The sequence below is a fragment of the Cytobacillus sp. FSL R5-0377 genome, from assembly GCF_038004385.1.
GTDB lineage: Bacteria > Bacillota > Bacilli > Bacillales > Cytobacillaceae > Cytobacillus.
The window spans coordinates 167,238-192,613 of sequence record NZ_JBBORA010000002.1; the positions used below are offsets into that span (position 1 = coordinate 167,238).

The window sequence follows — 25,376 nt, forward strand, 5'->3', positions numbered from 1 at the left end:
TTGGGGGAGAAGGGGAAAGTGGGTAAATGGTTAAAGGGCTTATTTAATTTGATGTTTTTACTAATTCTGTTGTTCTTATTATTAATATGTCTTTATTATCAAATATGAACTTTTATCACTTAAAAAATGAGCATTAATCTGTTTACTTGTTATCGAATAATGAATGATCATGAAAATGCAAAGAGGAATACAAATAGGTTAAAACCATAAACTTCTAATTATTGGGTTAGACTTTTCTAATCACTTATCAATTATGGTAAAATATAGAAAATGGTTGTTTTTCATTAGAAATTATCTCACTAATTAAGGGAGTAGTGGCTATGAGTACTTCTGAGGCTTACAAAATTGTTTTTTTCGATGTGGATGGGACTATTACAAACTATGAAAATGGAAATATTCCACAGTCCACAATTGAAGCTATAAAAATGTTATTAAGCAAAAGAATCAAGGTAGTTGCTGCAACCGGAAGACCATTATCAATGTGTAAAGAATTAAAGGCCATTGGAATAGAGACATTCATAACCGCAAATGGTGGTTATGTTAAGCACGGGGAAGAAATTATCCATAAGGTTCCTATGGATAAAAATATAATAAAGGAACTTATTGATTTTGCGAAAGAAGAAAATTCCGCCCTATCTTTTTATACTGAAGATTTCAGTATGAATGGAGTAGAGGATAAAGAAATCCTTAGTGCGTTAAAAGAAACTTTGTCATTGAATGAATATCCACAAACCAATCCTTTTATTTTTGATCAAGAGGTATTTTTGCTTTGTCTGTTTGCAAATGATGAAACAGTAGAAAGATATAATAAAAAATTCCCTGATTTAACATTTAAAAGGTGGCATCCATACGTGTTAAATATTTTAAAGGACGATGTATCAAAATCTCTAGCTGTAATGAAGACTTTACAATTTTTCGGTATAGATAGATCGGAAGCTATAGCATTTGGGGATGGTGAAAATGATATTGACATGTTAGAGCTGGTGGGTCTTGGTATAGCAATGGGAAATGGCAGTGAAAAACTAAAAAATGTTGCTGATTTTGTTACTAAAAAATCTAGCCAGGACGGAATATATTATGCACTAAAAAGATTTGGAATTATTTAAATTTTATAATTAGTGAGAATCATAGTGACAGAATGAGGAGGAAATTAGAATGAAGAATTATTATTTTATTGGTATTAAAGGGGCTGGAGTGAGTGCTTTAGCACTGTTGCTGCATGAGAAAGGATACAGTGTTCAAGGTTCAGATACCAATGAATACATCTTTACCCAAGAAAAGTTACTACAAAATAACATTAACATATTTAATTTTGGTGAGATAGAAAAAGCAATTGATTCTTATACAGAGATCATTGTAGGAAACTCTTTCAATCCTGATAACAATATAGATTACAGAATAGCTAGTAGGTTAGGCCATAAAATTATAAAGTACACAGATTTCTTATCAACCCTTAGTGAAGAATATTTAAGTATTGCCATATCCGGAACACACGGAAAAACATCCACAACGAACATTCTATCTCAATTAGATTGGCCTGCATTTACTGATATAAGTTACATAATAGGTGATGGGACTGGTGGAAATAAAAGAGTAGGCAACTTGACTGAAAAACCTGAGAGTTTATTTCTATTTGAAGCATGTGAATATAAAAACAATTTCTTGAATTACTCTCCTAAGATAACCATTATTACAAATATAGACTTTGACCATCCAGATGTTTTTAGGGATATAGAAGATACCAAATCTGTTTTTAGAGACTTTCTAAAAAACACGAAGGAGGTGGCCATTATAAATGGAGATGATGAAAATGTTTTACAGTGTATTGAAGATTTAGATATAAATTTAGTCAAGTTTGGATTTAGTGAAGATAACGATGCAGTTATTTCAAATGTTTGTGAGAATAATACTGAGATGTATACTATGTTTGATTTAGAGTACAAAAAACAACGATTCAATATTTATACTCCCTTCTTCGGAAAACATAATATTATGAATGTCGCAGCTGCATTGGTAACAAATTTATATTTAAATGGAGTACACAAATTACCAGGTAGTAATGTAATAGACTTAAAATATTTAAATGGAGCAAGACGTCGATTCCAAGAAACTCCTTGTAATAAGGCTATTATCATTGATGATTATGGTCACCACCCTACTGAGATCCGGGTAACACTAGAAGCATGCAGAAAAAAATACCCACAGAAAAAAATTATAGCAATCTTCCAACCACATACCATAAATAGATTTGAAACATTCTTAAATGATTTTAAAAGTGAGTTATCAAAAGCTGACCATCATTTTATTACTGATATATATAGTCCAGAAAACAGAGAAAATAAGATAGATAATACCAATGTAGTTAATCCAACGTATTCTTCAATGAGCATAAGAAACATTGAACAATATAAGGATGCAGTTTATTTATTCTTAAGTGCTGGCAACATAGAAAAATACAAAAGCGAACTCGTTAGCATTTTATCTTAAATTAAAAACCATAAAAGCATAGGCAGCTTTTATGGTTTTTTATATTATGAAGCTATTGTTTTTTTATTATTAAACATAGTTTTTAATGATGTATGTGTCAGAATTATAATCAATAATAGAAGTGAACAAAGAATCCCGATCATAAAAAAGATAGTTGAAACTTTAAAGTATTCATTGGTCGCTCCAGTAAGAACAGTACTTAAAGCGAATGAAAGTGTTGTAAAAGCATTAGCATTAGAATACACCCGACCTCTTAATTCTGAAGGGATCGCAAGGCCAAAATCAACACTAGCCAATATATTAAAAGTACCATATAAAAATCCTAATACAGTGATGAATAATACAAGGGGGAAAAAGCTTAAATCAAAGATAAGCGCACAATATAGTAAGGTAAAAGATAAAGGTAATATATTAATTAATCGATCTTTTATCCATTTCCGTTTTTTAATTATCTTAGGTCCAAGTACTGTTCCTGTAAATATGCCTACAGTTAGCCAAGTCATTAACAGACCGTAAAAAGATTTATTCATACTTACTTCTTGTAGGTATAACAACAAAAGAACTTGTAGACCACCAAAAGCAAATTCTAGGATTATCCAATAAAAATTTAACTTTCGAAGAAGCTTATTTCTATAAAGGAATTGGAACCCCTCTTTGATATGTTTTCCAAGAGAATCCTTTTTATCAAGTTTTCTTTGAGGGATCTTGATAAATAAGGTTAGAATGGCTGCGATTAAATAGGTTATTAAGTCAATAAGAATAACCACATAAGTACTGGTAAAGGCAATTAAAATCCCGGCAAGCGAAGGTCCGATAATATTAGAAATTTGTTGTGTGGCACCATTTAATGAAACTGCATTAGGGAAATGTGCTCTTGGTACGATATCGGGTGCAACAGCTAATCTAATTGGCGCATAAAAAGATTTTAGAACACCAATAAGAGCCAACATTGTAAAAATCAAATAAAGATTAGAACTGAGTAAGATACCTAGAATAAGAAGTGCTCGTAATAAATCAACTACAATAAGTGATTTTTTTCTGTTAAATTTATCGGTTAATGCACCAAGAAATGGGCCCAATAAAGTTGCTGGAAGGACTTCTATGGCAAAAGCAAGACCCATTAATAATCCAGATCCGGTCTTTTCCAAAATCAGAATAGGGAGGGCTATTCTTGTTAGGCCGGTCCCAAAAAATGAAATTGCCCCTCCCAAAAAGAAAAATCCATAATTTTTACTAAACAGTAATTTGGCAAACTCACCTTTTAAAAGTTTCATTAAGTCCCCACCTGATGTAATAATTCATTAATTTCAATAAGTAAATCGCTAAATTCCTCCTCGTTGGGGGAGATTTTTAAAGCTATTTCTATCTCACTTTTTGCCTCATTATATTCTTCTAATGCTTTATGAATATATGCTTTATTAAAATAAATCCATGGGTTATTTGTTTCAAACATTACTGCTTTAATAAGCATATTTTTTGCTTCAAGTAAATTACCCTCTTCATTATAGACAATAGCTAAATTTACATAAGCCTCCGCTTGGTTTGGCTTTAATTCTATAGCCTTTTTCAAATCCGCTCTTGACTCGGCAAGCATACCGATTTTTTGATATAGCGAAGCCCTATTTACATAGAGTTCTATTGTACTTGTATTTTGCTCCTCAATAATACGGTAATCATTTAAGGCATTATTAAAGTGTCCAACTGCTTCATATGCAAGGGCTCTATTTAGTAAGGCAGGTATATATTTAGGATTGATCTTTAGTGATTGTTCAAAGTCCTTAATTGCTTTAAAATAATCTCCGGTTAAGTAGTATAAATACCCGCGCGAATTCCAGGTAGTAATATTCTCTGGGTTAATAAATAAAGAATAATTATAGTCATCCAAAGCTTCATCCCATATATTTAGAGATGCTTTTGCATTACCACAATTTAAGTAGACTTCATCTTTAGGTAAACCTTCTTCCTTTACCCTATCATAGTAGTGAACTGCTTCTTCATATCGACCCATAGCTTGCAGGATATTTGCTTTGTTGTTATATAGATCCAGGTGGGAAGGTACCAAGTCTATTGCTTTATTTATATAAGATAGTGCTTCGTCATAATTTCCTCTGTCTTGTAATGCATATGCTGTATTGTAATTTAAAATAGCATGAGTCATAAGATGTTCACTTGAATCAAAAGTAAGGTTAAACTCTTTAATATTATCCTTTTCAATCTGTATGGCACGATCATATTCCCTGTTTTTGAAATAATAAAGCGCTCGTGAATTGTTTAACCAAAGTCTTTCCGTTACTGCTTGTTTATCTTTAAGTCCTTCAATATGGGAAAATCCTTTATCAAGCCACTCTTGGCCAAGCTGCTCATCTATATGCTTCGTTATAAAGGAACCGATAATATAGCAGACCTTGGCTTTAAAATACCTATCGTTAGATAGGTTTATACTTTCTTCTAAACATTTCATAGCAATATCGTTTTGTTTTAAGAGAACGTGCGATACACCTTTTAAACGAAGTAATTTGGCCTTGCGGTTGTCATCAAAGAAACCCCAGTATTTATCCATTAATATATCCACATAATAAATAGCTTCTTCATAACAAGCATTTCTCTTTGAAAAGAAAGCTGCTTCTTTAAATGACTCAGCCATTTCCTTACTGTCTTCTTGCAAAGAGAGAAGATTAGCATATTTCGTAGACAAATCCTTTTCATGATAGCTATGCCGCTGAATAGAGTCCCGCTCTGGATATTTTACTTCTAAATTTAGCCGCCTTTCACATTGTGATTGTATATCTTCACAACTAATAGCTTTTAATTTAGAAAGCGTTGAGTATTTTTCCGGGAGAAATTCCTCTGAGTAGGAACCAACCAAATAAAAATTCGCTTGATTCGCACGCTTTGAAAGTTGCTCAATAAAGCGTATGCTTGAGAAATCTGTTTTATCGATATTAGAAAAAATAAAAACAACTTTATCATTTTTACTTTGTAATCTTGCTGATTCAAGTAAAAAATTAATGATCCCATTTATTACTTGATAGACAAAGCTTAGAGTAAACGAGGTTGGATTTTGTTCTTGTGGGATTTCTAACCCTAATGAAACGTCTTTAAATAAATCATTTTCATCTTTTAACCATGGCATCAAATAAAAAAGGGGTTTTTTATACTTAACCAAAAGGTTAGAATGTTGAGGTTCAAGTTTATCTAGCTGTTGATACACTAATTGTTTTGCCGTATAAAAGGATTCAGTAGGCAAACAAGCACTGGAGGTATTGTATACATAACACTTCTCTAATAATAAGGATTCGTTTAATTGATTTAGTAGTTGATCAGTTTGTGCGATATTGCCGTTTAATAAAAATACATTAGATTCATTGGAAAGGAATACAGAATCTAACAAACGTGTTTTTAAGTTTTCCATTGTAAAAAACCCCTATATTATTTTTTTAAAAATTAAGGCTCTTTTCACGTATGGAAAAGAGCCTTAATTGCGCTATTTATTCTACAAAGCCCTAGGTGCTATGTAATTCCAGATAGCATTAAATGTAAATGTGAATGTATTAAGCCCAGCCGCCTTCATCAATGTAACCTAAGCTATGAGTTTTAACGTGCTCAAATTTAGCCATTTTAACAGATTTCATGTTCAACAACTCCTTTCGTTTGATTTTGTAAAATTTTACAAGGTAAATATATTAAATATTTTTAAGTTGGTCAATCGAATATGCATAATTGCATAAAAATTCTGATGATTTGGTCATATGGATTTCTCTATAAGATTTGTCGGGCTCCTCAGGCTTTAACCTCCTCAATTAGCAATTAAAATGTTCACCCCATAGAATACAAGAGCCGCTTAATAAGGAGATCGGCGCCTTAATTTCTATAAATTTTGATTATTTAAAAATATGCAAACTTTCATATTTTACAATCATTTATTGATTTAGAATATTCGTTGAGACAGGTTGGTAGTAAGTGGAAAAAGGCATGTAACCTTTCAATAAGCTAAGGAAAGAGGTCGAATATTTGAAAACTATAAGCAGAAGAATTCAATTAAGTGGCGGAAATAAATGTTTTGTCAGATGCCCCGGCTGCTATAACTTCTTTAGTAATAAAGATTATGTTACTGAAGATCTCTTGGATTTTCTAACTCAATTAAAAGATAAAGTGCTGGTTCCAAAAGTAACGATGTCTGGTGGTGAGCCATTAGCGAGAGAAGATATGCCATATATACTCAGTGCTCTAAAGGAACTGGGTTATCGGATTAATCTTGATACGGTGGGGCTTTCATTAATCAGAGATGTAATAGTTGGACAAAACACATTAGTAAAAAAAATCTCTTCTGAAGATATTATCAGCTCGATTGATGTAATCGGCATTCCGTTTGATGGTTCCTCGGACGACTTAATGAATATGTTCCGGCGGGGGTTAAAAGTAGATGAGATATTGGGAATCTTAGATGACTTAAGTTCAAAGGGAGCAAATATTTGCATTAATACTGTAGTCCATAAAAACAACTATGATGACATTCAAAACATTTATGAGTTAATCAAGCCTTACCAATCGATTACAAAATGGCAATTGTTTCAGTTCATGCCAATAGGGCCGGGTGGGTATAAAAATCGATTAAAGTATGAGTTAGCCGACCAACAGTTTGAGAATCTAAGGGAGGCTCTAGACTTTGATACTGTTATAGATATCCAATTGAAATCCAGGCTAAACAGGAAAAACAAATACCTATTGATTGATGGAGAAGGGGTAGTGTGGATTCCTAGACAAAATGAACATGATCATTGGCTAACAGAAGATGAAAATAACGAGAGGATTCTTATAGGCAATATTAGTGATGAAAATGCAGTTGATAAAGTATTAGATCAATTGGAAAAATACGATAAAGTTTTAGCTGTAAATTAAGCAAGTGCGATAGAAGGATACTAATATATTAGCAATCTAGAAAGGAGGAAGTAAATATTGAGAGGTTTTATTCTCTTAAAGCCTGAAGCAGTCCAAAGGAACTTAATTGGGAAGATTATTTGTTTCATTGAAGACAAGGGTTTAAAAATCACGGGATTGAAGATGCTTACGCCTACAAGGGATCAGATTCAGAGTATGTATCATGACCGTAAAGATTCTCCCCATTATGAAAACCTCATCGATTTATGTCTGGATGGTCCTGTGGTGGCCATCGTAATGGAATCCCCATTAGGCATTGATTCAGCAGAAATATTAAAGGACTTACAGGGGAAGCATGATATTCCTGGAACCATTAGATATTATTTTTCTTCCCATCCCACAAGGGGAGTTCTGCATTGCTCGTCCCCGGGAGAAGTATATAGAGAATCGTCAATTTTCTTCTCTGAAAATGAATTAAATGTCTATAGGAAGGTTTTGGATGACTGGATTATTAGCTTACAAAAGTCAAAGGTTTAAATAAACTTTCAAAAAATATTAATAAAATTAGGAGATATTAAAGATGGCTAGTTCAACTATACTGAATGGTAGTTTATTTGAAGAAATGTTTAAAAACGCTAACATGTATGATCAAAATGAAAGCTTTCCTCATGATAATTTCAAAGGAATTGCTGATGAGGAGCTGCATTTGGTAACTTTGCCCGTTGAACTGGGAGGAAAAGGTTATACACCAGAACAGACTAGCAAATTAATAACTGAAATTAGTTCTTATTGCTCATCTACTGGTTTGTGTATAGCCATGCATTACTATACTTTGGCCGGTTTAGAGTCCCATATTGATAACCCTTATGTAAGAAACATGTTTCAGGAAATTGCAACAAAAGGTAAGTTTATTACTTCCTTTAATCAACCGAATGTCATGTTAACTGCTGCTATATCGTCTAAGGAGAAACAAGCTTATACAAGTATCCAAATTAATAAGGTAGCAGGTGGATATATCGTCAACGGAATTAAACCGTATGTTTCAGGGATTGAGTGCGCAAGTTATATTCCTATCTTTGGAGATCAAATTGGATTTGAAGAAGACGGTTTTGATTTGGGTATTACGGCTTTAATTTTAGAAAAAAGAGATAAGGGTGTAATCATAGAAGAAGAATCCTGGAACCTCTCAGGAATGAGGGCTTCTAAAAGCAATAATGTAATACTCGAAAACGTATTCGTTCCCGAAGAGAGGGTAATTGGAAGACCATTTTATGGTATTGAAGATACAAGTGAATTGGTTTACTGGTCCAGGCTAGCCATTTCATCTGTATATCATGGGATCTCAATTGCTTCATTTAACCATACCAAGGATTTAGTAAAACAAAGAACAGATAGAATATCAAAGAAAGCACTGTCTTTTTTGCCAGGCGTCCAATTTAAGGTTGCCGATATGAAAATAAAATTGGATACCTCTTTTAGCCAGCTATTAAATTACTCAAACCAACTTGAAGAGGCATTAAAACTTAATAGATTTCCCAATGACCTAAACATAACTTCCATGGTAACCAAAGCATATTTATCAAATGCAGCGAATGACATCGTTTGGGATGCCATGCAAATTGAAGGTATGGGTAGTTTAAATAAAGGAAATCTCTTAGAGAGGCTATATAGAGATGTAAGAGCAGCAACCTTCCATCAACCAACTGAAGATCTATTAAAAGAGTTGTTAGCGAAGAAAACACTAGGTGTCATTACTCGTAAAAATAGATGGGCTTAGGGGAAAAAGTAAATTGAAAAACTATTTTACATTAAATTCAAATTTGACGAAAAGTTATTTCTGGATCATATCATTTTTAGGGAAATACAAAGGCGGATTCATTGTCCTGTTAATGACAAGTTTAGTCATATCGGCCATTGAGCTTTCAATTCCGAAATTCATTCAGTATTTTATTGATGAAGTAATTCCAACCAATAATGAGAAACTTTTTATACAGCTTTTGTTGATGCTTTTTTTATTAATCGTAGTCATGCTGGGTTCTATGGCCATGAAGGAGTACTTACAAAAAACTGTTCAGGAGAAAGCAGCAAGAGATTTACAACTAACATTATTTAAAAGCCTAAGATTACTTGGCTTTTCCTACCATGAAAAGACACCCGTCGGCGAGACACTATCTCTTTTTAATACTGAAGTAACTGCGGTGAAGAAGATTTATGAATTTTACTTCCCTCAAATACTAGAAAAGACATTTATTCTAATTATCACTTCTGTTTTTATGCTTACCATGAACTATAAAATCTTCTTTTTAATTATTCCTTGTTTTTTATCTTACTACACAATAGGGCCTTACTTTGAAAGAAAAGCAATGAAATGGTTAAAAGTTGCTAGAGAAAACAGAATTACTAGTAATAAAAAGATTTATGATAGCATTACTTCAATTTTAGAAACACGTATTTTAAATGGCCAAAAGTGGGCAATGAATAGCTTACTAAGTAGTTTAAGGAAGTTCCATGATTCTCACTTAAGTGCGAATCTTTATGCTTTTCTTAGAGGAACTGTACGGAGATTAACAATTTACTTAGGAGCTTTAATTTTTTTTATATTAAGTGCAAAATCCATACAAAACGGTACGTTGACCATTGGAGAGTTTGTAGCATTAACTTTTTATTACTATCGATTAATGACCGACTTAACTCATTTGGTTACCTCCTTAACAGAACAACGAATTATCATGTTACAAGCTGAAAGGCTTTATAACTTTGCTCATTTAGAGCCAAAAGTTAAAGAACCTATTGCTCCTCAAAAAATTGAAAAGATCCAGGGAGCCATTGAGCTACATAATGTAAGCTTTGGATACTTGAAAGAACGTCCATTACTCAAAGATATAAATATCAATATTAAACCAGGTGAAAAAGTGGCTATTGTTGGTTCAAGCGGAAATGGAAAATCTACTTTATTAAAGCTAATAACAAGATTTTATGATCCGGATCAGGGACATATTTCATTGGATGGAGTAAATCTCAAAGAGTTAAGCTTTTCAACAATTAGAGGCTCCATAGGATACGTCTTTCAAGAAACATATTTGTTTGGGTTTTCTGTTAGAGAGAATATTCGCTTCGGTTATCCCGAAGCCTCCAATGAGGATATCGTTAAGGCAGCAAAGGCTGCAAACGCTCATGATTTCATAATGAATCTTCCTAATGGTTACGATACTTTGTTAGGAGAGAGAGGAGTAAAGTTGTCAGGCGGTCAAAGACAAAGAATAGCAATAGCAAGGATGTTCATTAAAAACCCATCCATTTTACTGCTGGATGAAGCCACCTCCGCCCTCGATAACGAAAATGAAAAAGATGTTGTTAACGCTCTCGACTCTTTATTAAAGAATCGCACAACTATTGCAATCGCTCACCGATTATCTTCAGTAAAGAATTACGACAGGATTATCTTAATCGATAACCAAACAAATTTAGAAGAAGGAAGTTATGATGATCTAATCAGCAAGAAGGGAGCATTTTATAAACTAGCTGTTGGAGGTCAGTAAACAATATATTGGAGAGAAAAACTTGGAAAATACAAAGTGGATACTTAAATTCGTAAAGATAATTAAATGGTCATTTGCTTTGGGTTTACTTTTTACTATTATCAAAACTGTTTCAAACTTATCGTTAATAGCTATTCAAAAATTTATTATTGATGATGTTTTTATTGAATCAAAATATCACCTGTTAGTATACCTACTGTCGTTCTTTTGTTTAGCTATTTTCACTTTCAACTTATTTCATATTTTGGCTGCACGTATTCTTGACAAGAACGCGTTTAGGTTAAATCGAATATTATCAAAAAGCCTATTGGCAAAACTTCAGAAACTGCCTACAGAAGTAATTCAAAATGAACGTACTGCTAAATTTGTGAACAATTTTACAGGTGACATTGAAGCGGTAGCTAGAATGATATCTATCAATATACCAGAACTCGTTCAGCACTTTTTCACAGCAGTAATCTTAACTATATTTATTGGAGTTGCCAGCCCAGTAATTCTCATACTCGTAGTAGTTTTAAGTATTTGCTATATATTTATAGTCAAATACTACACCAATAGGATTAAGGCGCATTCAGCTGCTGTTCTTGAAAAAAGAACAGAGCTTTTGGTGAACATTGAGGAAAGTGTCTCTGCCACAAGAGAAGTTTTAGCCTATAACCGAGAAAAGTGGGAAGAAGAAAGATATAAGAAAAACTTTTCTCAGTACTTTAGTGAGGTTAAAAAAGAGAGCGGGATTATAAATAAGCAAATAATTTCAAGTCAATCTTTAAAATGGGCAGCATTATTCATCATCCTAGCATATGGTGGGTACCTGGTGATGACTGATCAGCTATCTTTAGGTATGTTTGTGGTTATATATCAATTTTCTACTCAGCTTATGGATTCATTTCAAACTCTATACGATTTTGTTATGAAGATCCCAATAAATATGGCATCTGTGGATCGCCTTAAAAGTGTTATGGATAAAGAACAACTTAATGATGGGAATATTATAATTTCACAACCTATAGAGTCAATAAAATTTAAAGACGTTTCTTTCAAGTATTCTGACCTAAAAGAGAATGTATTAGATGAAATGTCTATAGATATCCCTATTAATAAGAAAATTGGAATTGTTGGTTCTAGCGGTTCAGGTAAATCGACGATTGCGCAGCTTTTATTAATGAATTACAAAGCAAATAAAGGTGAAATTTTAATTAATGGTACTGAAATTAACGATTTAAATAGAAACGGATGGACTAACAAAATAACGATTGTCTTCCAAGATCCTTATTTTTATCCAGACACCATTTTAAATAATATATTGATGGGGTCCGAACAACATAGTATTGAAGAAATTATTAAGGTTTGCAGGATAGCCCATATACATGAATTTATTTCGTCTTTAGACAAGGGATACGAGACGCAGGTTGGTGAGAGGGGTATTCTACTTTCTGGTGGACAAAGACAAAGAATAGCTCTAGCTAGAGCATTATTAAGAAATCCAGAAATCCTTATTATTGATGAAGGAACATCGGCTCTAGATTTGGAAACAGAACGGAAGGTATTAAGGGATTTGGATGAGTTTCGAAAGGATAGGACAACCATTATTATAGCTCACAGGTTATCTACAATTCAGAATTCAGATTTAATACTAGTAGTAGATAAAGGGAGAATTGTAGGGAAAGGTAGTCACAATACTTTACTTAATAATAATAGCTCCTATAGCCGGTTAACTAATATTGTTTAATGAGAGAAGGGAATTTATGAATACATCAAAGGAAAATTTATATTCAGCTATCAAAGAAATTCTTAATGAAACTCTTGGAAGTGATAAAGAAATTGGAATTGAAGAAGACTTAATATCTGTAGGTTTAGATTCACTAAACACTGTGAGTTTAATATTAGATTTAGAAGAACACTTCGATATCGGCTTCGATGATAATGAGCTCTTAACAGAAAACTTTTCTAGTATCGAGAAGATTGCAACAAAGATTATAGAGAAAACCGGGAACAAATATGTTGCTGCAAACTGAGAATAAACAAGGGTTTGTTTGGTTTTATAATATTAATCAGGAACAAGCCTGGAATCAAGTTAAAGCATTCCCAAGTATATCTGATAATCAACAAGATAACCTCATGATTCAACAAGAACAACAACTTCTTCTGATTGCTAACCCGCGTGATACCGTCTTAATAAGACAAGATATTAATGCAGAGTTTTTATCATATCTAAGAACAAATGGAATCCAATTACCAACAATAGTGAAAATAGAGGATTCACACAGTATACCACGTGATATTTTGCAAAGTGACACAATGTTTGTACCTTATATTGTTACCAATGAATTATATCAATTGTCATTGGCAAGAAACTTTCCCTTATTTGGATGCAAAAGTGAGTTGGTTAAAAGAGTCAATGATAAATTTTATTGTAGGCAGATGATTAAAAGTTTGGGCCTCCAGACTACTGCAGGTTATTTTTGTAACAACTTAGATGAACTGTTTTCAGCTTTTGAAATGCTATTAAAGCAAGGGTTTAATAAAGTAGTTATAAAAGTTCCGTATGGTTCGTCTGGCAAAGGATTGAAAACTTTTGAAGACCAAAGAAAGTTCAATAGTTATATCAATTTCTTAAAAAGAAGAGGTCATAGTAATTTTTCATTATTAATTGAAGGATGGCATCAAGTTGATCGTAATATAAATGCACAGCTGCTTATTGATGATAAAACAGTAAGAATCCTTTCTATTACTGAACAGCTTATAGATAAAAATGGTATGTATCTGGGAACTAATTTCTCTAGTAAATTTAGTGAGTCAGTTTTAAATAATTATAGGAGAGATCTAACTAAAATTGGCGAGCATCTTCAATCAGAGGGATATAAAGGTATTGCCGGTATTGATTCTATTATTGATAAAGACGGTATATTATATCCTGCTGTTGAGATTAATGGCCGTTTTACCCAAGTCACCTACTTGCTACCAACAGTAAAGAAATTGAAAGAATCGTATAACTTTATTCAAAGTCGATTTGCTAGATTAAGTTCGGATAAATACCATGAATTTAGCGATATATATGGAGAACTAAGTAATAAATTGTATCCTTGTCCAGATAACAACTTCTTAATATATACCTTTGCTAGCATAAAAGATAATGTAAGCAGCACTACAAAATTTCGAATTTTTGTACTCTTTTATGGGAATTCTCAGAAAAAAATTAACGAAATGATAACTGAATTTGAAGAGTTTCAAAAATATTTATGAGGGGACAACGGCTATGAGTTACTATTTAGTCAACCTTGAGGAATACTATTGTAATTGTGGATTTTCATTTATTAACCAAAGAGAAAACGGCGATTTTACTGGAAGTGGCTCTTCGTATCCGGCTGAGCAACTACCATCATCTGAAAAGGTAATAAAAATCCACGAAGTGCCATTTCATTTCCCATCGAAGGAAAAGGGAAAGTTTAATAATATAGAATTCAATGAACAAAAAATAAAGGTCAAAGAGGACTCTTATCAAGCCATACATGTCCTGGGGGCTGCTGATAATGGCTCATTCTTAGAACCCATATCACTTATAGACCAACAAGGATCGGTTTCCAAAGTTATGTTAGGTTTTACAGATTGGGTTGACTATGAGCCGAAATTTAATGATTTAAAAGCAATAGTGTGTAAAGGAGTTCACTCTGCTCAATTAGGTTGTTTAGAAGGGATGCAATGTACCATATGGTACCAAAAGGTAAAAGTTCCTACCGGTGTATTATTTAACGAAATTAGACTAGGAGATAACCCTGGTATGCATATTTTCTCATTAACATTAGAAAGGAGCACTAAAAATGTTAGGTGATATTTCTCCTTTAAAAGAAAGAATCCATGGTGCAAATTGTATTACGTTAGCATTTTCAAATGTTCTTAAGTACAAACAATATAAGAACTATAAGTATATATGGAAACAATGTGGAATGAATTATATTAAGAAAACTAACAATGCAGGTTATCTAAATGCAAAATTTTTGTCAATTACAGAAGAACTAATGTTAGGTGATCCTATTTATGCAAACTTTGTAGAACATGATTCTGCTGAAGAAATGATTCTCTCCATTAAATCCTACATAGATAAAGGGGAACCTGTAATTGTATTTGTAGATACTTTTGAACTGAGTTATCACATGTGCTACAAAGACAAGCATGCTAAACACTGTTTGATTATTACAGGGTATGAGGGAAACACCTTCAACTTTGTTGATGATTTTTATCAAATTCAGGATGTGATATCCTTTGAAACATTAAAAAAATCTACAGTTTTGAGATTAGATCATGATATTACCCATGGCATTATTACTGTGGAAATTAAAAATAAATTAATGGATTCTAAGGAAGTAATCTTATCTACTATTGCGACTAATAATATGGCCCTAGAAGGTGAGTTAAATATTGATAGTAAGGTAGGGGACATTGAAGTAGTTCACAAAGGTCTTAATGGAATACAGGCCTTTATTGAGGAATATGCGTCTTATGCAATGAATAATGAATTTCTGACAGAAGATACTTTTGATGACTTATATACCATATTATCAAGAATATCGAACACCCGATATTTATATTCGTCCTTCTTATCGAGGGAGAAGCAAGAATTTTCATCTGAACTATTTAATAGCTTATTTGAAGGATACTTTCATTCAGGTCAAGAATGGAAAGTGTGTTCCAATATGATGATAAAGGCAGCAAAAGCAAAGCCCCATAAAAAAAGCGAACTTTTTAATCGGATGATAAAAAAATTGCATTCCATAAATGATTTGGAATTTGAGCTGCTAGATAAAAGTAAGAGGTTTGTAGAAATTACTAAACGTGAAGTAAATGAGGTGCTAGAAAATGGAGTTAAATAAGTCAGGAGAAGTTGAGTTAATACTTACCTTATCGAAATTAAGTGTTAGTAAAGAGGAAATTACAAAAGTTCAAAATCTTTTAGAAGTATCTATAATTGATTTTGATAAACTTATATCCATGCTTTTTCTCCATAGAACTAGTATGCTTTTTTATAAGAACTTGAAAAAATTTAATCTTACTTCCTATTTCCCTAATAAGCTGGTGGGCTTACTAAGCTTAATGTATACAGGCAATAAAATGAGAAACACATACTATTATGATCATACTGCTAAAATCTTTAATGACTTCTACAATGAAGGGATTAAGTGTATTCCCTTAAAAGGTACCATTCTGAATCACCAGGTTTACAGGGACTATGGTTTAAGATATAGCGGCGATATGGATATCCTTATCCAAAATAAAGACTTAAAGCATGTAACGAGTATACTTAATGAGCATGGCTTCATACAAGGCTATCTTAAAGACGGAGCTATTGACCCGGCAACGAAAGAACTTAAGATGTTCCATAGATTGTCTACACACGAGTTAGTACCTTTTTTGCTAGAAACCAATGAAGAAACTTGTGAGTTTATTGAATTCGACGTGCAATTTGATATTTTTAATAGAGCTAAAAATATGAGGGTTAATTACAATTTGGAAAACCTGTTTGAAACCTCAAAGGAAATAAAAATAATTAATAATAAAGCAAAATGCTTTTCCTTAAAGCCAGAATACAACGTACTTCAGTTGAGTTCTCATCTCTATCAAGATGCCACAAGAATTCAAGGAATAAAGGAAAGAAAGGATCAAGAATTAATTAAGTATGTTGATGTTTATGAATATATTTTAAAGTTCCAGAATGATATAAACTGGCCAGAGTTTTCTGAAGAACTAATTGAAAATAAAGTAAACCATATTGTTTATTATGCTTTATACCATACAGAGTTATTATTTGGTGAATTTATTGATTCTCACTTTATGAATTCAATTAAACCTGAAAATTTATCCTACTTAGATGTATTTGGAGTAGAGGAAAACACTAATCATAATTGGGAGATTCCTTTCTTAGAACGTTTCTTTAATTCAAATAGAATTAAGGAGCTCGAAAAATTAGATGAATCAGATATGGTTGAATCAGAAAGATATAGAAATATAGTTTCAAGTTTAGGGAAATAGTAATAATTTTTGGCGCTATTTATTGAATAAAGCTTGAGGAGATAATAATTGAAGTTATTACTATGCTTGTGTTTTCAGGTTACAAGTTGATTATTTTAAATATGTAGAAAGGGATAACCCACTTACCGAAAGGTGATGGGTTATTTCTCTTCTAAAATACTGTATACTAAGTATATGGAGTTTTTTGGAAGGGGAGTTTTATGGATAAAGAGAGGCTAGGAAGGGAATTAAAACGTTGGAGAAAAATAAGGGGTTTTACTCAAAAACAATTAGCAGAAAATGTGTGTCATCAAAGTGAGATCAGCCGGTTGGAAGCTGGAGAGGTCTTTCCAAGTATTGATGTACTTCATTTATTAGCTCGTAAATTAAAGATACCATCCACCTATTTTTTTGAGGTTTTAATACATGATGATGTCGAATATAAAAAAGCATTCAAAGAAGAAATCCTAACCTTATCTAAGAATAAAGACTATAAAAAGATTTACCAAATGATTGATGAGGTATTGCCTCAAAAAGAAGCTATCCATCCTGAATTAAAAAAATTTCTCTTATGGCAGTACTATATAGCTGCATATACTTTAAATAAAATTAATTCAAAAAGTTGTATTACAGAATTAAACCTTTTATTGCAAAAGGATACTTACGGCACTGATGTTTTTTTAGACTTACACATAAAAAATTCATTAGCTAATATTCTGGCAGAGAATAAGAGCTATGCAGAAAGCGATGCAATTTACGAAGAGATATTAGTTGAAAAAGTAGTATCAAAGTCCATAGATATTTTAAAAGTAAAATGTAATTATAACTTTGGTAAATCACTATTTTTAAGAAAGAAATATCACCAAGCACTCCAATATACAAACCAAGGAATTGCATTATCTCAAATTCTTAATGACATGTCATTAATTGGGCATCTCTATTGTCAAAAGGCATATATTTTAGAGTGTATTGATGGAGAGTATGAAGAAATATCTTCAAACTTTAAAAAAGCATATCTCTTTTTTGACATACTGGAATTAACTTATCATAAAAAGATTCTGCTTGATAAAAAGAAACACTACATATAAAACCCCCTTTGTTTAGACTGCACCCCTTATAGTAGATGTTGAAAAACCCACAGTTGGGCAACATTGACTTAAGGGGTGATTTTTATGGCCAAAAAAGGGCAAAGGTTACAAAGTTATTCTTTGGAGATTAAAGCGGAAGCGATCCAGTTAAAAGAAGAAGGTTTTTCAGCACAACAGGTAGCTGACAAACTAAATATCCCAAGCAGAAATACTGTAAAGACTTGGTGGAGGAAATATCAAAAAGAAGGACAAGCATTTTATTTAGATAATAGGGGTCGAAGGAAAGAGTATACAGATCAAGAGCGTTACATTCGGAAATTGGAAATGGAGAATTCTGTTTTAAAAAAGTTTCAGGAAATCTTGATGAGGGAGGGAAGAAATTAAAGTTTCAGGTAGTTGATCTCTTAAGAGAACAATTTAATGTAGCGGAACTTTGTAAATTTCTTGGGGTATCAGTAAGTGGATACTACAAATACAAAAAGTATATACGTTTTGATAGGGATGTTGAATTGAAGCAGCTGATTCTGCAATTATATGAGAAATCCAATAAGCAATGGGGTTATCGGCGTGTTCATATGGAACTTCAGGAAGAATACCGAATGCAAATCAATCATAAAAGAGTCTTTCGACTCTACAAGGAACTTGGAATTCAATCAATTATTCGGAAGAAACACAGATCTTCAAACTATAATCAGTATAAGCGCACTGAACCAGAAACGATTACAACAAATATCATCAATAGAGACTTTTCGGTTGACCAACCTAATAAAAAGTGGGTTACAGATATCACTTCCTTTTCAATCGGGGACGAAAAGTTACACTTATCTGCCATAATGGATTTGTACAATAATGAGATTATTGCATACGAAATGGCAAGGAATAATAGTGAAACGATGTTCGTAATAAAAACTGTATACCAAGCTGTTCAAAAAGAAAAGGATGTGCAAGGTGTCATCCTCCATAGCGACCGGGGAACACAATACACATCCAAACTTTATCAAGACACGCTCGAATCCTATGATATTCAACCAAGCATGTCCCGTCCAGGCAATCCATTCGATAATGCCTGTATTGAAAGCTTCTTTTCCCATTTAAAAACAGAAGCTTATCATCCCTATTCTGTACAAAATATTGAAGAATTAGAAGCAAAAATCCATCAATATATTCATCATTACAATCATATAAGGAGACAAAAGCGGTTAAATAAACAGTCGCCAGTAAATTATCGTCGCCAGAATCTTATAGCATAAGGAAATGGGTCCCTCAAAAGGAACTCACAAATTATTTAAAGTGCACTACTTGATATGGAGCAACGCATGATACCGTCATAGGGGAGCTAGTTGTGTTACAAACCTGCTTCCTAGAGCGAGAATCATGCGTGACGAGGCTCCATGTCAAGTAAATAAAAAGAATGAAATAACTAAAATAAAACCGAAAGGGAGCCATTTCCAAAAGGAAACAGCTCCGGTTTTTTAATATCTCCACTATATGGGGGCTTGACCAATTAAAGGGGGTTTCAGTTTGTAGACAAAAAGAGTTCGGAATAGCCTCATTCCGAACCCTTTTTTTCATTTTTTGTAGGACTTCAAGTAATTACAGAGAATTGCAGACCTCTCCGAGGTTATCATTTAGGCCATTTCTGGACCTTGCCAAGTCCAGTTGGCCATTTTCTTCAAATTCATGGCAGCGAAAGTAAGCATCGCCTGCATCGACATTTTTTTAAGTCCCCTGAGGGTTGTCCAACGCATGCCATGCTTTTCTTTTGCATCTGCGAATACTCGTTCAATTGTTTCTTTGCGTTTTTCATAGATCGGTTTGACGTCTTGATGGTGGCGAAGATGATCTGCTTCTTCCACATGTTCCTCCCACACATGACGTTGAATCAGTTTTTGATGTGCTTGACTCTGTGTGCATTGAGACAAGAAAGGGCATCCAGCACAAATTCGAGGATCTGATTTATATTGACGATACCCTTCCTTTGTAGTTGTAGTATATTTTAATATCTCACCAGTTGGGCAAATGTAACAGTCAAAATGCTCATCATAAACATACTCATGTTTTCTGAAGAAACCCTCTTTTGTGCGAGGTCGTGTGTAAGGTAAAGCAGGTGTGATGTCGTTTTTCAATAAGTAGCTCGTGATAGCAGGTGTTTTATAGGCTGCGTCTGCCGCAACAGCTTTTGGTTTACTAACTTTCTCAATGACTTGTTCTACCAATGGCTCTAAAATATGACTATCATGCGTGTTACCAGGGGTTACAATTGCGCCTAACACGAAGCCGTTGCGGTCTGCGGCCGCATGGAAAGAATAAGCGAACTGTTTTGTACGCTCATCTTTTACATAGTAGCCACTCTCTGGATCTGTTGTACCTTCCTTGATTTCTTTGTATTCTTCTTTATCAAACTTATCTGGTGGAAACGGCTTTTTTCCATGATCCTCGCGGTCTTGGTTAATCTCCTCTTGAAGGCGTTCTTGATAAGCACGGGTTTCTTTTCGAACAACTTTCTTTTCAAATTTGCGTTTATTTGCACTCGCTTTTACATGAGTAGAATCTACAAAAACGTGTTCAGCACTAATTAAATTCTTTTCAGCTGCGGTTTTTAAGATTCGGTAAAATATTTGTTCAAAGAGATCGGTGTCTTTAAATCGGCGCTCATAATTTTTACCGAAAGTTGAGAAGTGAGGAACTTTATCGTGAAAGCCATATCCTAAAAACCATCGATAAGCCATATTCGTTTTCAATTCTTCAATTGTTTGACGCATGGAGCGAATACCGAAGGTATATTGAATAAATGTGAGTTTAATTAATATTACAGGGTCAATACTTGGGCGGCCTTTTTCTGAATACTTATCTTTTACCAAGTCATAGATGAATGAGAAATTAATCGCCGCTTCAATTTTGCGGACCAAATGGTCCGCCGGTACAAGTTCGTCTAAAGCAACCATTTCAATTTGATCCCGTTGAATTGGATTATGTTTTGAAAGCATTTAAATCACCTCAAGCATTGTATTACTTCTATTTTAAAATAAAAAACATACTAAGATTAGTAGTGCTGACCAAGGCATTGGTTGGCACTACTATTTTTTTATATAGTAGAAGTGAAGAATAGGTCGTTGCAGTCTTAGGATCTTAGAATCCGTACAAAAAACTGACCTTCTTCACTTACCTTATTCGAATCAGGTTTAAGTATGTTGGATCCTTGAGATCGTGTATAAGAAATGGGAGTCGATAAGAGTAAGTGAGGGAACTTCAAAACTTTTTTGGGGGAAATAACGTGAAACATGTCATCGCATTTGATGTAAGTATGGGCAAAAGCTACATGGTAATTTACAACACACTAAAAAAGTGTATTTATGAAGGAGAAATCAAGCATTCACGGCCTGAATTTGAAAACTTAAAGAAGAGGATCGACAGATTAACAGAAGGTTATGGTGAACAGCCACATATTGTATTTGAATCAACTGGGGTCTATTCCAGGCAATTGGAGCGGTTTATGAATGTAAATGGTTTTTCCTATTGTTCCTTGAATCCCCTGGAAGCTAAGCTCCAGTGCGACTCCTTGAGGATCCACAAAACGGATAAGAGTGATGCCCACCAACTTGCCCTTACCCACTTTTCAACGCAAAGGACTAATCGAAATGGCACAGAAGATCTTTTTCTCCAATTGAAGTCGCTATCCCGATTTTACAGTGAACTTGATGACGAGTTATCCGTAACACGCAACCGCATGCATAAAGTTATTCAGCTAACCTTTCCGGAACTGGAAAAAATCTTTACAACCAAATCAGAGCTATTCCTCAATATTGTTCAATTGTACCCACATCCAGACTTGGTGCTCCAACATTCAAAAACGGTTATAAAGAACAAAATCCGGACAAACACTGATAAGAATATTTCTACCGCAAGGGCTGAAAAAAAAGCTACTCAATTGCTTGAAGCAGCGCATTTATCATTTCCTGCCGTTTCGTCAACCGATGTCCTGTGTAGCCAGCTGATATCTTACGCTAGGCGTTACCAGGAACTCCTATCCATGAAAGAAAGGTGTATCGAGGACATGGCGCAACTAGCAGAAAGCCGGGCTGAATACCATATTCTCCTCAGTTTCCCGGGGATTGGCTCAAACACCGCAGTACGTCTAATGGCAGAAATAGGGGATATTAGACGTTTTGAAAACAATAAGCAGCTAAACGCATACGCTGGTATTGATATTCGCCGTTACCAATCAGGTAAAACCTTTTACAAGGACAAGATTAATAAACGTGGCAATAAGCATTTACGTAAGCTCCTTTTTATCATTATCCAGAACATGATTAAACTACGCCGTTTCAGTCAAAACCATATTGTTGATTATTACGATAAATTAAAAACGCAACCCTATAACAAGTGCCATAAGGTTGCATCCATTGCCTGTGTGAATAAGCTTTTGAAGATTATCTTCCACCTTATTACACACAATATGAACTATGACTTCCGGTTAGCCACCCAATCATAGTTTAGTACATAATACCACAAAGGCAGGTCTAGTTAAAAAACGCGAAATCACTAGGCCTATTAGGTATACCTATAAATCTGGCCCCTCTTCAAACACAACGTTGAAGGGGATTCATTTATACAGAAAATAAATTAACGGTTTAAAGGTGCTTGACTAATCGTAAGAAAGACTGCAGACAAGCACGATTTTCATCGAGTTTGTCGACAGTCTGAAACCCCCTTTATTAAAGGGGGTTTTATACATAAACAAAGTTTATGTATTAGGTAATTGAGGTGCGTGCTCCCATGGTAAGTCTGTATTGGGATCGGTAGTAGCTACATCGGTTGCAGCTTGGCTAATTGGAGAAAGCGCAATAGCTGTAATCGTTACCGATAGAAAGCAAGATAAAATTTTTTTACTTAATTCTTTTTTCATAATAATCTCCTTTTATTAACTTATTTATAGTAATAAAATACCAAATAAAAGGAGGGATAAATATGCAAATATGCATATTTGTTGAAAGATTCAAACTATTCAAGAGGCATCTGCGCTATTTCCTCACGACAAATGACCCATCTATTTTACAACCACTTTATTTCATATTCATTGTAGGTATCGATATAGTATTGTATTTTTCCAGCTAGAAAACCGTGGAGTCTTCCCATTATAAAATCACGGGATGATATATAGCAGGTTTATATAGACTGCTTTACTTATTATAAATTTTATGTTTATAATTTAACTATAAAGTCCATATATTAAAAAAAGAGATCCTGGCTGTCACCAGGACCTCAATGTACAGCAAGCTGCATGAAGTGCAGCGGCCAATCCTGAATAGAAGTAGTCCTACTCACATTTTGGCGATGTGCAGGGTAGGCTACTTCTTTTTGTTTGAAGAAATACCTATAGCGATCACGGCAACGATAAGTGTAGCAAAGCTCACCATCAAGTTCATTGCTTCATACGTAACCATCAGCGGCACCCCCTTTCCTCAATGGATTGGAGGGGACCGCTGCCCACCCTGCGATTGCTGTACATAAAAAGTATATCATAGAGGGGGGAAGAGCACCTATATTAAAAAAGTACCCTTAGTGTTTTTTTGAACCGGCTGATTTAGCCTAGTATAAGGTAAATTCTACTTTCAAGTTTCACAAAGCCATCGAAGCCATAAGCTTTTTTCTAAACTATACAGCATTTACATACTATTCAACGGAGTAAGAATATCAGCTATATCATTTTTTGGCGAGTTAACCATTGTAGAAACAGGATACAAATCCATTTCTTCTGCTGGAAAGGGCACAAGTAATGATTTAAGATGCTCTGTATCGTCATTTTTAGGATTTAGCCACAAATCAAAGCTATCCTGATGAAGGATTACTGGCATGCGATCGTGAACATCCTCGGTAACTTCATTTGGTGTGGTTGTAATAATTGTACAGCTGTGAAGAGGTTGCTGTCCTTTTTTCCAGGTTTCCCATAACCCCGCAAAAGCAAATGGCTTTTTATTTTTCATAATAAAGCGGTAAGGCTGCTTGTTGCCATCCTCTTGCTTTTTCCACTCGTAAAACCCATCTGCCACGACTAAACAGCGTCTTCGCTTGAAAGCGTGTTTAAAACTAGGTTTTTCATCGATTCCTTCAGCTCTAGCATTAATCATTTTGTAGCCTATTTTTTCGTCTTTGGCCCAAAAGGGAACCAGGCCCCATTTCATTGTGCCAGCTCTTCTTTCATGCCCATCAGAGATGACCGTTAGGATTCTTTGGCTAGGAGCAATGTTATATCGAGGAGAGATTTCCTCAGAGATTTCAAAGTCAAAATATTGCTGCAGAGCGGAAATATCTTCAGTAAGTGAAAAACGTCCACACATCAAGAAAACCCCATTTCTCATTTTCATTGGATTTCTTCGACTTCTGTAAATTCTTAATCGTTTTGATACTATCTTATCCGCATGTAGAAAAGTGTAAAACAGATTAGGCTTCAATTAAGTATACCTTTATAACACCATAGGCCAAAGTGAATTATTTGAATAATTTCCTCTTAAATAACCGATACCTTAACTATAAGGAGGCGGTCTAATGTTATTGGTCGAAATAATGATAGCCGTAGTATTAATTGCAGCTTTTGTACAATTCCAAAGAGTGAAAAGGCAAACGAATTATAAAACTGCTTTATTAGCAAGTCATATTGATAGTAGTCTAGAAATAAAAAGAACTTTAGCGATGGGGTTGTACCTTAGATTTAGGAAAGAGTATGAGGATGATAAAAACCCTATTAAGGAAAATTCAATCTTTATAAAACAAGACCCCTTTTTGTTTGAATCCTTCGTTGCGGAAGTATTTGAAAAAGCTAGAGGAGGGAGTACTTGGGTATCACCTCCAACTGGTGACTTTGGAGTTGACTTTGAGCATGTTACGGAAGAAGGAAAATATTTAGGTCAGGTAAAATGTTTTAAAGGTGATTTAGCATTTGACTGTATTGCCATCATTCATTCTAATATGGTCAAGGAAGGAGCTTTAGGTGGATATATTGTTACTACTGGATCTTTCACTAAAAATGCTAAAGAGTATGCAGAAGAATTAAACATTGAACTAATTGACGGTGTTAAGCTGGTTGAACTTTGGTTAGCTGGATTAGAAAATGCTGAGCAGGAAATTAAGCAAGTATTACCCGAGTACGTATAATATAAGCCCTTCTCAATTTGAGAGGGGTTTTTATTATTCACCAGATTCCACTAAATGTTTGCAACATCAGTAAATAGTTCATAAAAGGAAGAGGGTGAAAAACAAAAAACAAATTAAAAATTAAAAATTTTTATTGTGTTTTGAAAAATCATATTTTATAATACCAATATGTACAGACATATGAACATACGTACATACAAAGTCTTGATAATATTCTAAAAATAGAAGT

Annotated in this window: 23 protein-coding genes; 17 read left to right on the forward strand and 6 right to left on the reverse strand. The window is 33.8% G+C overall.

Features of this window, described 5'->3' with window-relative positions; all coding sequences use genetic code 11:
- Positions 1 to 320: 320 nt before the first annotated feature.
- Positions 321 to 1,106 (forward strand): Cof-type HAD-IIB family hydrolase, encoded by a 786-nt coding sequence (locus tag NSQ49_RS25705; RefSeq protein WP_159871202.1) that lies wholly within the window; start codon positions 321 to 323, stop codon positions 1,104 to 1,106.
- 49 nt (positions 1,107 to 1,155) lie between these two features.
- Entirely contained in the window at positions 1,156 to 2,487 is a 1,332-nt protein-coding gene (locus tag NSQ49_RS25710) for a UDP-N-acetylmuramate--L-alanine ligase (protein WP_159871205.1), read from the forward strand.
- Between the two features lie 44 nt (positions 2,488 to 2,531).
- Here NSQ49_RS25710 and NSQ49_RS25715 read toward each other — a convergent pair whose 3' ends face one another.
- Both NSQ49_RS25715 and NSQ49_RS25720 read right to left on the reverse strand, forming a co-directional pair.
- A complete protein-coding gene (locus tag NSQ49_RS25715; protein WP_159871208.1) occupies positions 2,532 to 3,761 on the reverse strand; it encodes an MFS transporter in 1,230 nt (409 codons plus the stop codon).
- A complete protein-coding gene (locus tag NSQ49_RS25720) occupies positions 3,761 to 5,899 on the reverse strand; it encodes a tetratricopeptide repeat protein (protein ID WP_159871211.1) in 2,139 nt (712 codons plus the stop codon). The genes NSQ49_RS25715 and NSQ49_RS25720 overlap by 1 nt, the downstream gene beginning before the upstream one ends.
- Before the next feature lie 599 nt (positions 5,900 to 6,498).
- Between NSQ49_RS25720 and NSQ49_RS25725 the strand changes: the two genes are divergently transcribed.
- The 13 genes from NSQ49_RS25725 (at position 6,499) to NSQ49_RS25785 (ending at position 19,245) form a co-directional block, all read left to right on the forward strand.
- Entirely contained in the window at positions 6,499 to 7,386 is an 888-nt protein-coding gene (locus tag NSQ49_RS25725; protein WP_159871214.1) for a radical SAM protein, read from the forward strand.
- Between the two features lie 57 nt (positions 7,387 to 7,443).
- The gene (locus NSQ49_RS25730; protein WP_159871217.1) at positions 7,444 to 7,902 is read left to right on the forward strand and encodes a nucleoside-diphosphate kinase; all 459 of its coding nucleotides are present in this window, start codon (positions 7,444 to 7,446) and stop codon (positions 7,900 to 7,902) included.
- 43 nt (positions 7,903 to 7,945) lie between these two features.
- Positions 7,946 to 9,142, forward strand: coding sequence for an acyl-CoA dehydrogenase family protein (locus NSQ49_RS25735; RefSeq protein WP_159871220.1), 1,197 nt, complete (start codon positions 7,946 to 7,948; stop codon positions 9,140 to 9,142).
- 13 nt (positions 9,143 to 9,155) lie between these two features.
- Positions 9,156 to 10,904, forward strand: a complete 1,749-nt coding sequence (locus NSQ49_RS25740) for an ABC transporter ATP-binding protein (RefSeq protein WP_159871223.1) — start codon at positions 9,156 to 9,158, stop codon at positions 10,902 to 10,904.
- Between the two features lie 22 nt (positions 10,905 to 10,926).
- Positions 10,927 to 12,633, forward strand: a complete 1,707-nt coding sequence (locus NSQ49_RS25745) for an ABC transporter ATP-binding protein (RefSeq protein ID WP_159871226.1) — start codon at positions 10,927 to 10,929, stop codon at positions 12,631 to 12,633.
- 16 nt (positions 12,634 to 12,649) lie between these two features.
- Complete coding sequence (locus NSQ49_RS25750; protein ID WP_159871229.1) at positions 12,650 to 12,919, forward strand: phosphopantetheine-binding protein; 270 nt, start codon at positions 12,650 to 12,652, stop codon at positions 12,917 to 12,919.
- The gene (locus tag NSQ49_RS25755; RefSeq protein WP_159871232.1) at positions 12,903 to 14,147 is read left to right on the forward strand and encodes an ATP-grasp domain-containing protein; all 1,245 of its coding nucleotides are present in this window, start codon (positions 12,903 to 12,905) and stop codon (positions 14,145 to 14,147) included. The genes NSQ49_RS25750 and NSQ49_RS25755 overlap by 17 nt, the downstream gene beginning before the upstream one ends.
- A gap of 13 nt (positions 14,148 to 14,160) precedes the next feature.
- A complete protein-coding gene (locus tag NSQ49_RS25760; protein ID WP_159871235.1) occupies positions 14,161 to 14,733 on the forward strand; it encodes a hypothetical protein in 573 nt (190 codons plus the stop codon).
- Positions 14,723 to 15,772 carry a BtrH N-terminal domain-containing protein gene (locus tag NSQ49_RS25765; RefSeq protein WP_159871238.1) on the forward strand — a complete coding sequence of 350 codons (1,050 nt, stop codon included), beginning with the start codon at positions 14,723 to 14,725 and terminating at the stop codon, positions 15,770 to 15,772. Before NSQ49_RS25760 ends, NSQ49_RS25765 begins: the two co-directional genes overlap by 11 nt.
- Positions 15,759 to 16,928 carry a nucleotidyltransferase domain-containing protein gene (locus tag NSQ49_RS25770; RefSeq protein WP_159871241.1) on the forward strand — a complete coding sequence of 390 codons (1,170 nt, stop codon included), beginning with the start codon at positions 15,759 to 15,761 and terminating at the stop codon, positions 16,926 to 16,928. The genes NSQ49_RS25765 and NSQ49_RS25770 overlap by 14 nt, the downstream gene beginning before the upstream one ends.
- A 200-nt stretch (positions 16,929 to 17,128) precedes the next feature.
- Positions 17,129 to 17,995, forward strand: coding sequence for a helix-turn-helix domain-containing protein (locus tag NSQ49_RS25775; RefSeq protein ID WP_159871244.1), 867 nt, complete (start codon positions 17,129 to 17,131; stop codon positions 17,993 to 17,995).
- Between the two features lie 84 nt (positions 17,996 to 18,079).
- A complete protein-coding gene (locus NSQ49_RS25780) occupies positions 18,080 to 18,379 on the forward strand; it encodes a helix-turn-helix domain-containing protein (protein ID WP_159871984.1) in 300 nt (99 codons plus the stop codon).
- Positions 18,313 to 19,245 (forward strand): IS3 family transposase, encoded by a 933-nt coding sequence (locus NSQ49_RS25785; protein ID WP_159871989.1) that lies wholly within the window; start codon positions 18,313 to 18,315, stop codon positions 19,243 to 19,245. The genes NSQ49_RS25780 and NSQ49_RS25785 overlap by 67 nt, the downstream gene beginning before the upstream one ends.
- 378 nt (positions 19,246 to 19,623) lie before the next feature.
- Here the strand turns inward: NSQ49_RS25785 and NSQ49_RS25790 are convergent, their stop codons facing one another.
- Positions 19,624 to 20,982 carry an IS1182 family transposase gene (locus tag NSQ49_RS25790; protein WP_251284898.1) on the reverse strand — a complete coding sequence of 453 codons (1,359 nt, stop codon included), beginning with the start codon at positions 20,980 to 20,982 and terminating at the stop codon, positions 19,624 to 19,626.
- 287 nt (positions 20,983 to 21,269) lie between these two features.
- Here NSQ49_RS25790 and NSQ49_RS25795 point away from each other — a divergent pair, with 287 nt between their 5' ends.
- The gene (locus NSQ49_RS25795) at positions 21,270 to 22,487 is read left to right on the forward strand and encodes an IS110 family transposase (protein WP_159871966.1); all 1,218 of its coding nucleotides are present in this window, start codon (positions 21,270 to 21,272) and stop codon (positions 22,485 to 22,487) included.
- A gap of 252 nt (positions 22,488 to 22,739) precedes the next feature.
- On the opposite strand, the gene NSQ49_RS25800 is transcribed toward NSQ49_RS25795, so the two are convergent.
- The 3 genes from NSQ49_RS25800 to NSQ49_RS25810 form a co-directional block, all read right to left on the reverse strand.
- Positions 22,740 to 22,901, reverse strand: coding sequence for a hypothetical protein (locus NSQ49_RS25800; protein WP_159871942.1), 162 nt, complete (start codon positions 22,899 to 22,901; stop codon positions 22,740 to 22,742).
- A 442-nt stretch (positions 22,902 to 23,343) separates the two neighbouring features.
- On the reverse strand, positions 23,344 to 23,439 hold the full coding sequence (locus tag NSQ49_RS25805; RefSeq protein WP_222125080.1) for a putative holin-like toxin: 96 nt from the start codon (positions 23,437 to 23,439) through the stop codon (positions 23,344 to 23,346).
- Between the two features lie 222 nt (positions 23,440 to 23,661).
- A complete protein-coding gene (locus NSQ49_RS25810; RefSeq protein ID WP_159871948.1) occupies positions 23,662 to 24,333 on the reverse strand; it encodes an SOS response-associated peptidase in 672 nt (223 codons plus the stop codon).
- Positions 24,334 to 24,541: 208 nt separating this feature from the next.
- Here NSQ49_RS25810 and NSQ49_RS25815 point away from each other — a divergent pair, with 208 nt between their 5' ends.
- Positions 24,542 to 25,147 (forward strand): restriction endonuclease, encoded by a 606-nt coding sequence (locus tag NSQ49_RS25815; RefSeq protein ID WP_159871945.1) that lies wholly within the window; start codon positions 24,542 to 24,544, stop codon positions 25,145 to 25,147.
- Positions 25,148 to 25,376 lie beyond the last annotated feature (229 nt).

What these genes read in the sequence shown, in the direction of transcription:
- NSQ49_RS25710 (WP_159871205.1), top strand. Translation starts at nt 1,156, where the DNA reads ATGAAGAATTATTATTTTATTGGTATTAAAGGGGCTGGAGTGAGTGCT.
- NSQ49_RS25705 (WP_159871202.1), top strand. Translation starts at nt 321, where the DNA reads ATGAGTACTTCTGAGGCTTACAAAATTGTTTTTTTCGATGTGGATGGG.
- NSQ49_RS25750 (WP_159871229.1), top strand. Translation starts at nt 12,650, where the DNA reads ATGAATACATCAAAGGAAAATTTATATTCAGCTATCAAAGAAATTCTT.
- NSQ49_RS25760 (WP_159871235.1), top strand. Translation starts at nt 14,161, where the DNA reads ATGAGTTACTATTTAGTCAACCTTGAGGAATACTATTGTAATTGTGGA.
- NSQ49_RS25810 (WP_159871948.1), bottom strand. Translation starts at nt 24,333, where the DNA reads ATGTGTGGACGTTTTTCACTTACTGAAGATATTTCCGCTCTGCAGCAA.
- NSQ49_RS25715 (WP_159871208.1), bottom strand. Translation starts at nt 3,761, where the DNA reads ATGAAACTTTTAAAAGGTGAGTTTGCCAAATTACTGTTTAGTAAAAAT.
- NSQ49_RS25815 (WP_159871945.1), top strand. Translation starts at nt 24,542, where the DNA reads ATGTTATTGGTCGAAATAATGATAGCCGTAGTATTAATTGCAGCTTTT.
- NSQ49_RS25780 (WP_159871984.1), top strand. Translation starts at nt 18,080, where the DNA reads ATGGCCAAAAAAGGGCAAAGGTTACAAAGTTATTCTTTGGAGATTAAA.
- NSQ49_RS25790 (WP_251284898.1), bottom strand. Translation starts at nt 20,982, where the DNA reads ATGCTTTCAAAACATAATCCAATTCAACGGGATCAAATTGAAATGGTT.
- NSQ49_RS25775 (WP_159871244.1), top strand. Translation starts at nt 17,129, where the DNA reads ATGGATAAAGAGAGGCTAGGAAGGGAATTAAAACGTTGGAGAAAAATA.
- NSQ49_RS25755 (WP_159871232.1), top strand. Translation starts at nt 12,903, where the DNA reads ATGTTGCTGCAAACTGAGAATAAACAAGGGTTTGTTTGGTTTTATAAT.
- NSQ49_RS25805 (WP_222125080.1), bottom strand. Translation starts at nt 23,439, where the DNA reads ATGGTTACGTATGAAGCAATGAACTTGATGGTGAGCTTTGCTACACTT.
- NSQ49_RS25765 (WP_159871238.1), top strand. Translation starts at nt 14,723, where the DNA reads ATGTTAGGTGATATTTCTCCTTTAAAAGAAAGAATCCATGGTGCAAAT.
- NSQ49_RS25800 (WP_159871942.1), bottom strand. Translation starts at nt 22,901, where the DNA reads ATGAAAAAAGAATTAAGTAAAAAAATTTTATCTTGCTTTCTATCGGTA.
- NSQ49_RS25720 (WP_159871211.1), bottom strand. Translation starts at nt 5,899, where the DNA reads ATGGAAAACTTAAAAACACGTTTGTTAGATTCTGTATTCCTTTCCAAT.
- NSQ49_RS25770 (WP_159871241.1), top strand. Translation starts at nt 15,759, where the DNA reads ATGGAGTTAAATAAGTCAGGAGAAGTTGAGTTAATACTTACCTTATCG.
- NSQ49_RS25735 (WP_159871220.1), top strand. Translation starts at nt 7,946, where the DNA reads ATGGCTAGTTCAACTATACTGAATGGTAGTTTATTTGAAGAAATGTTT.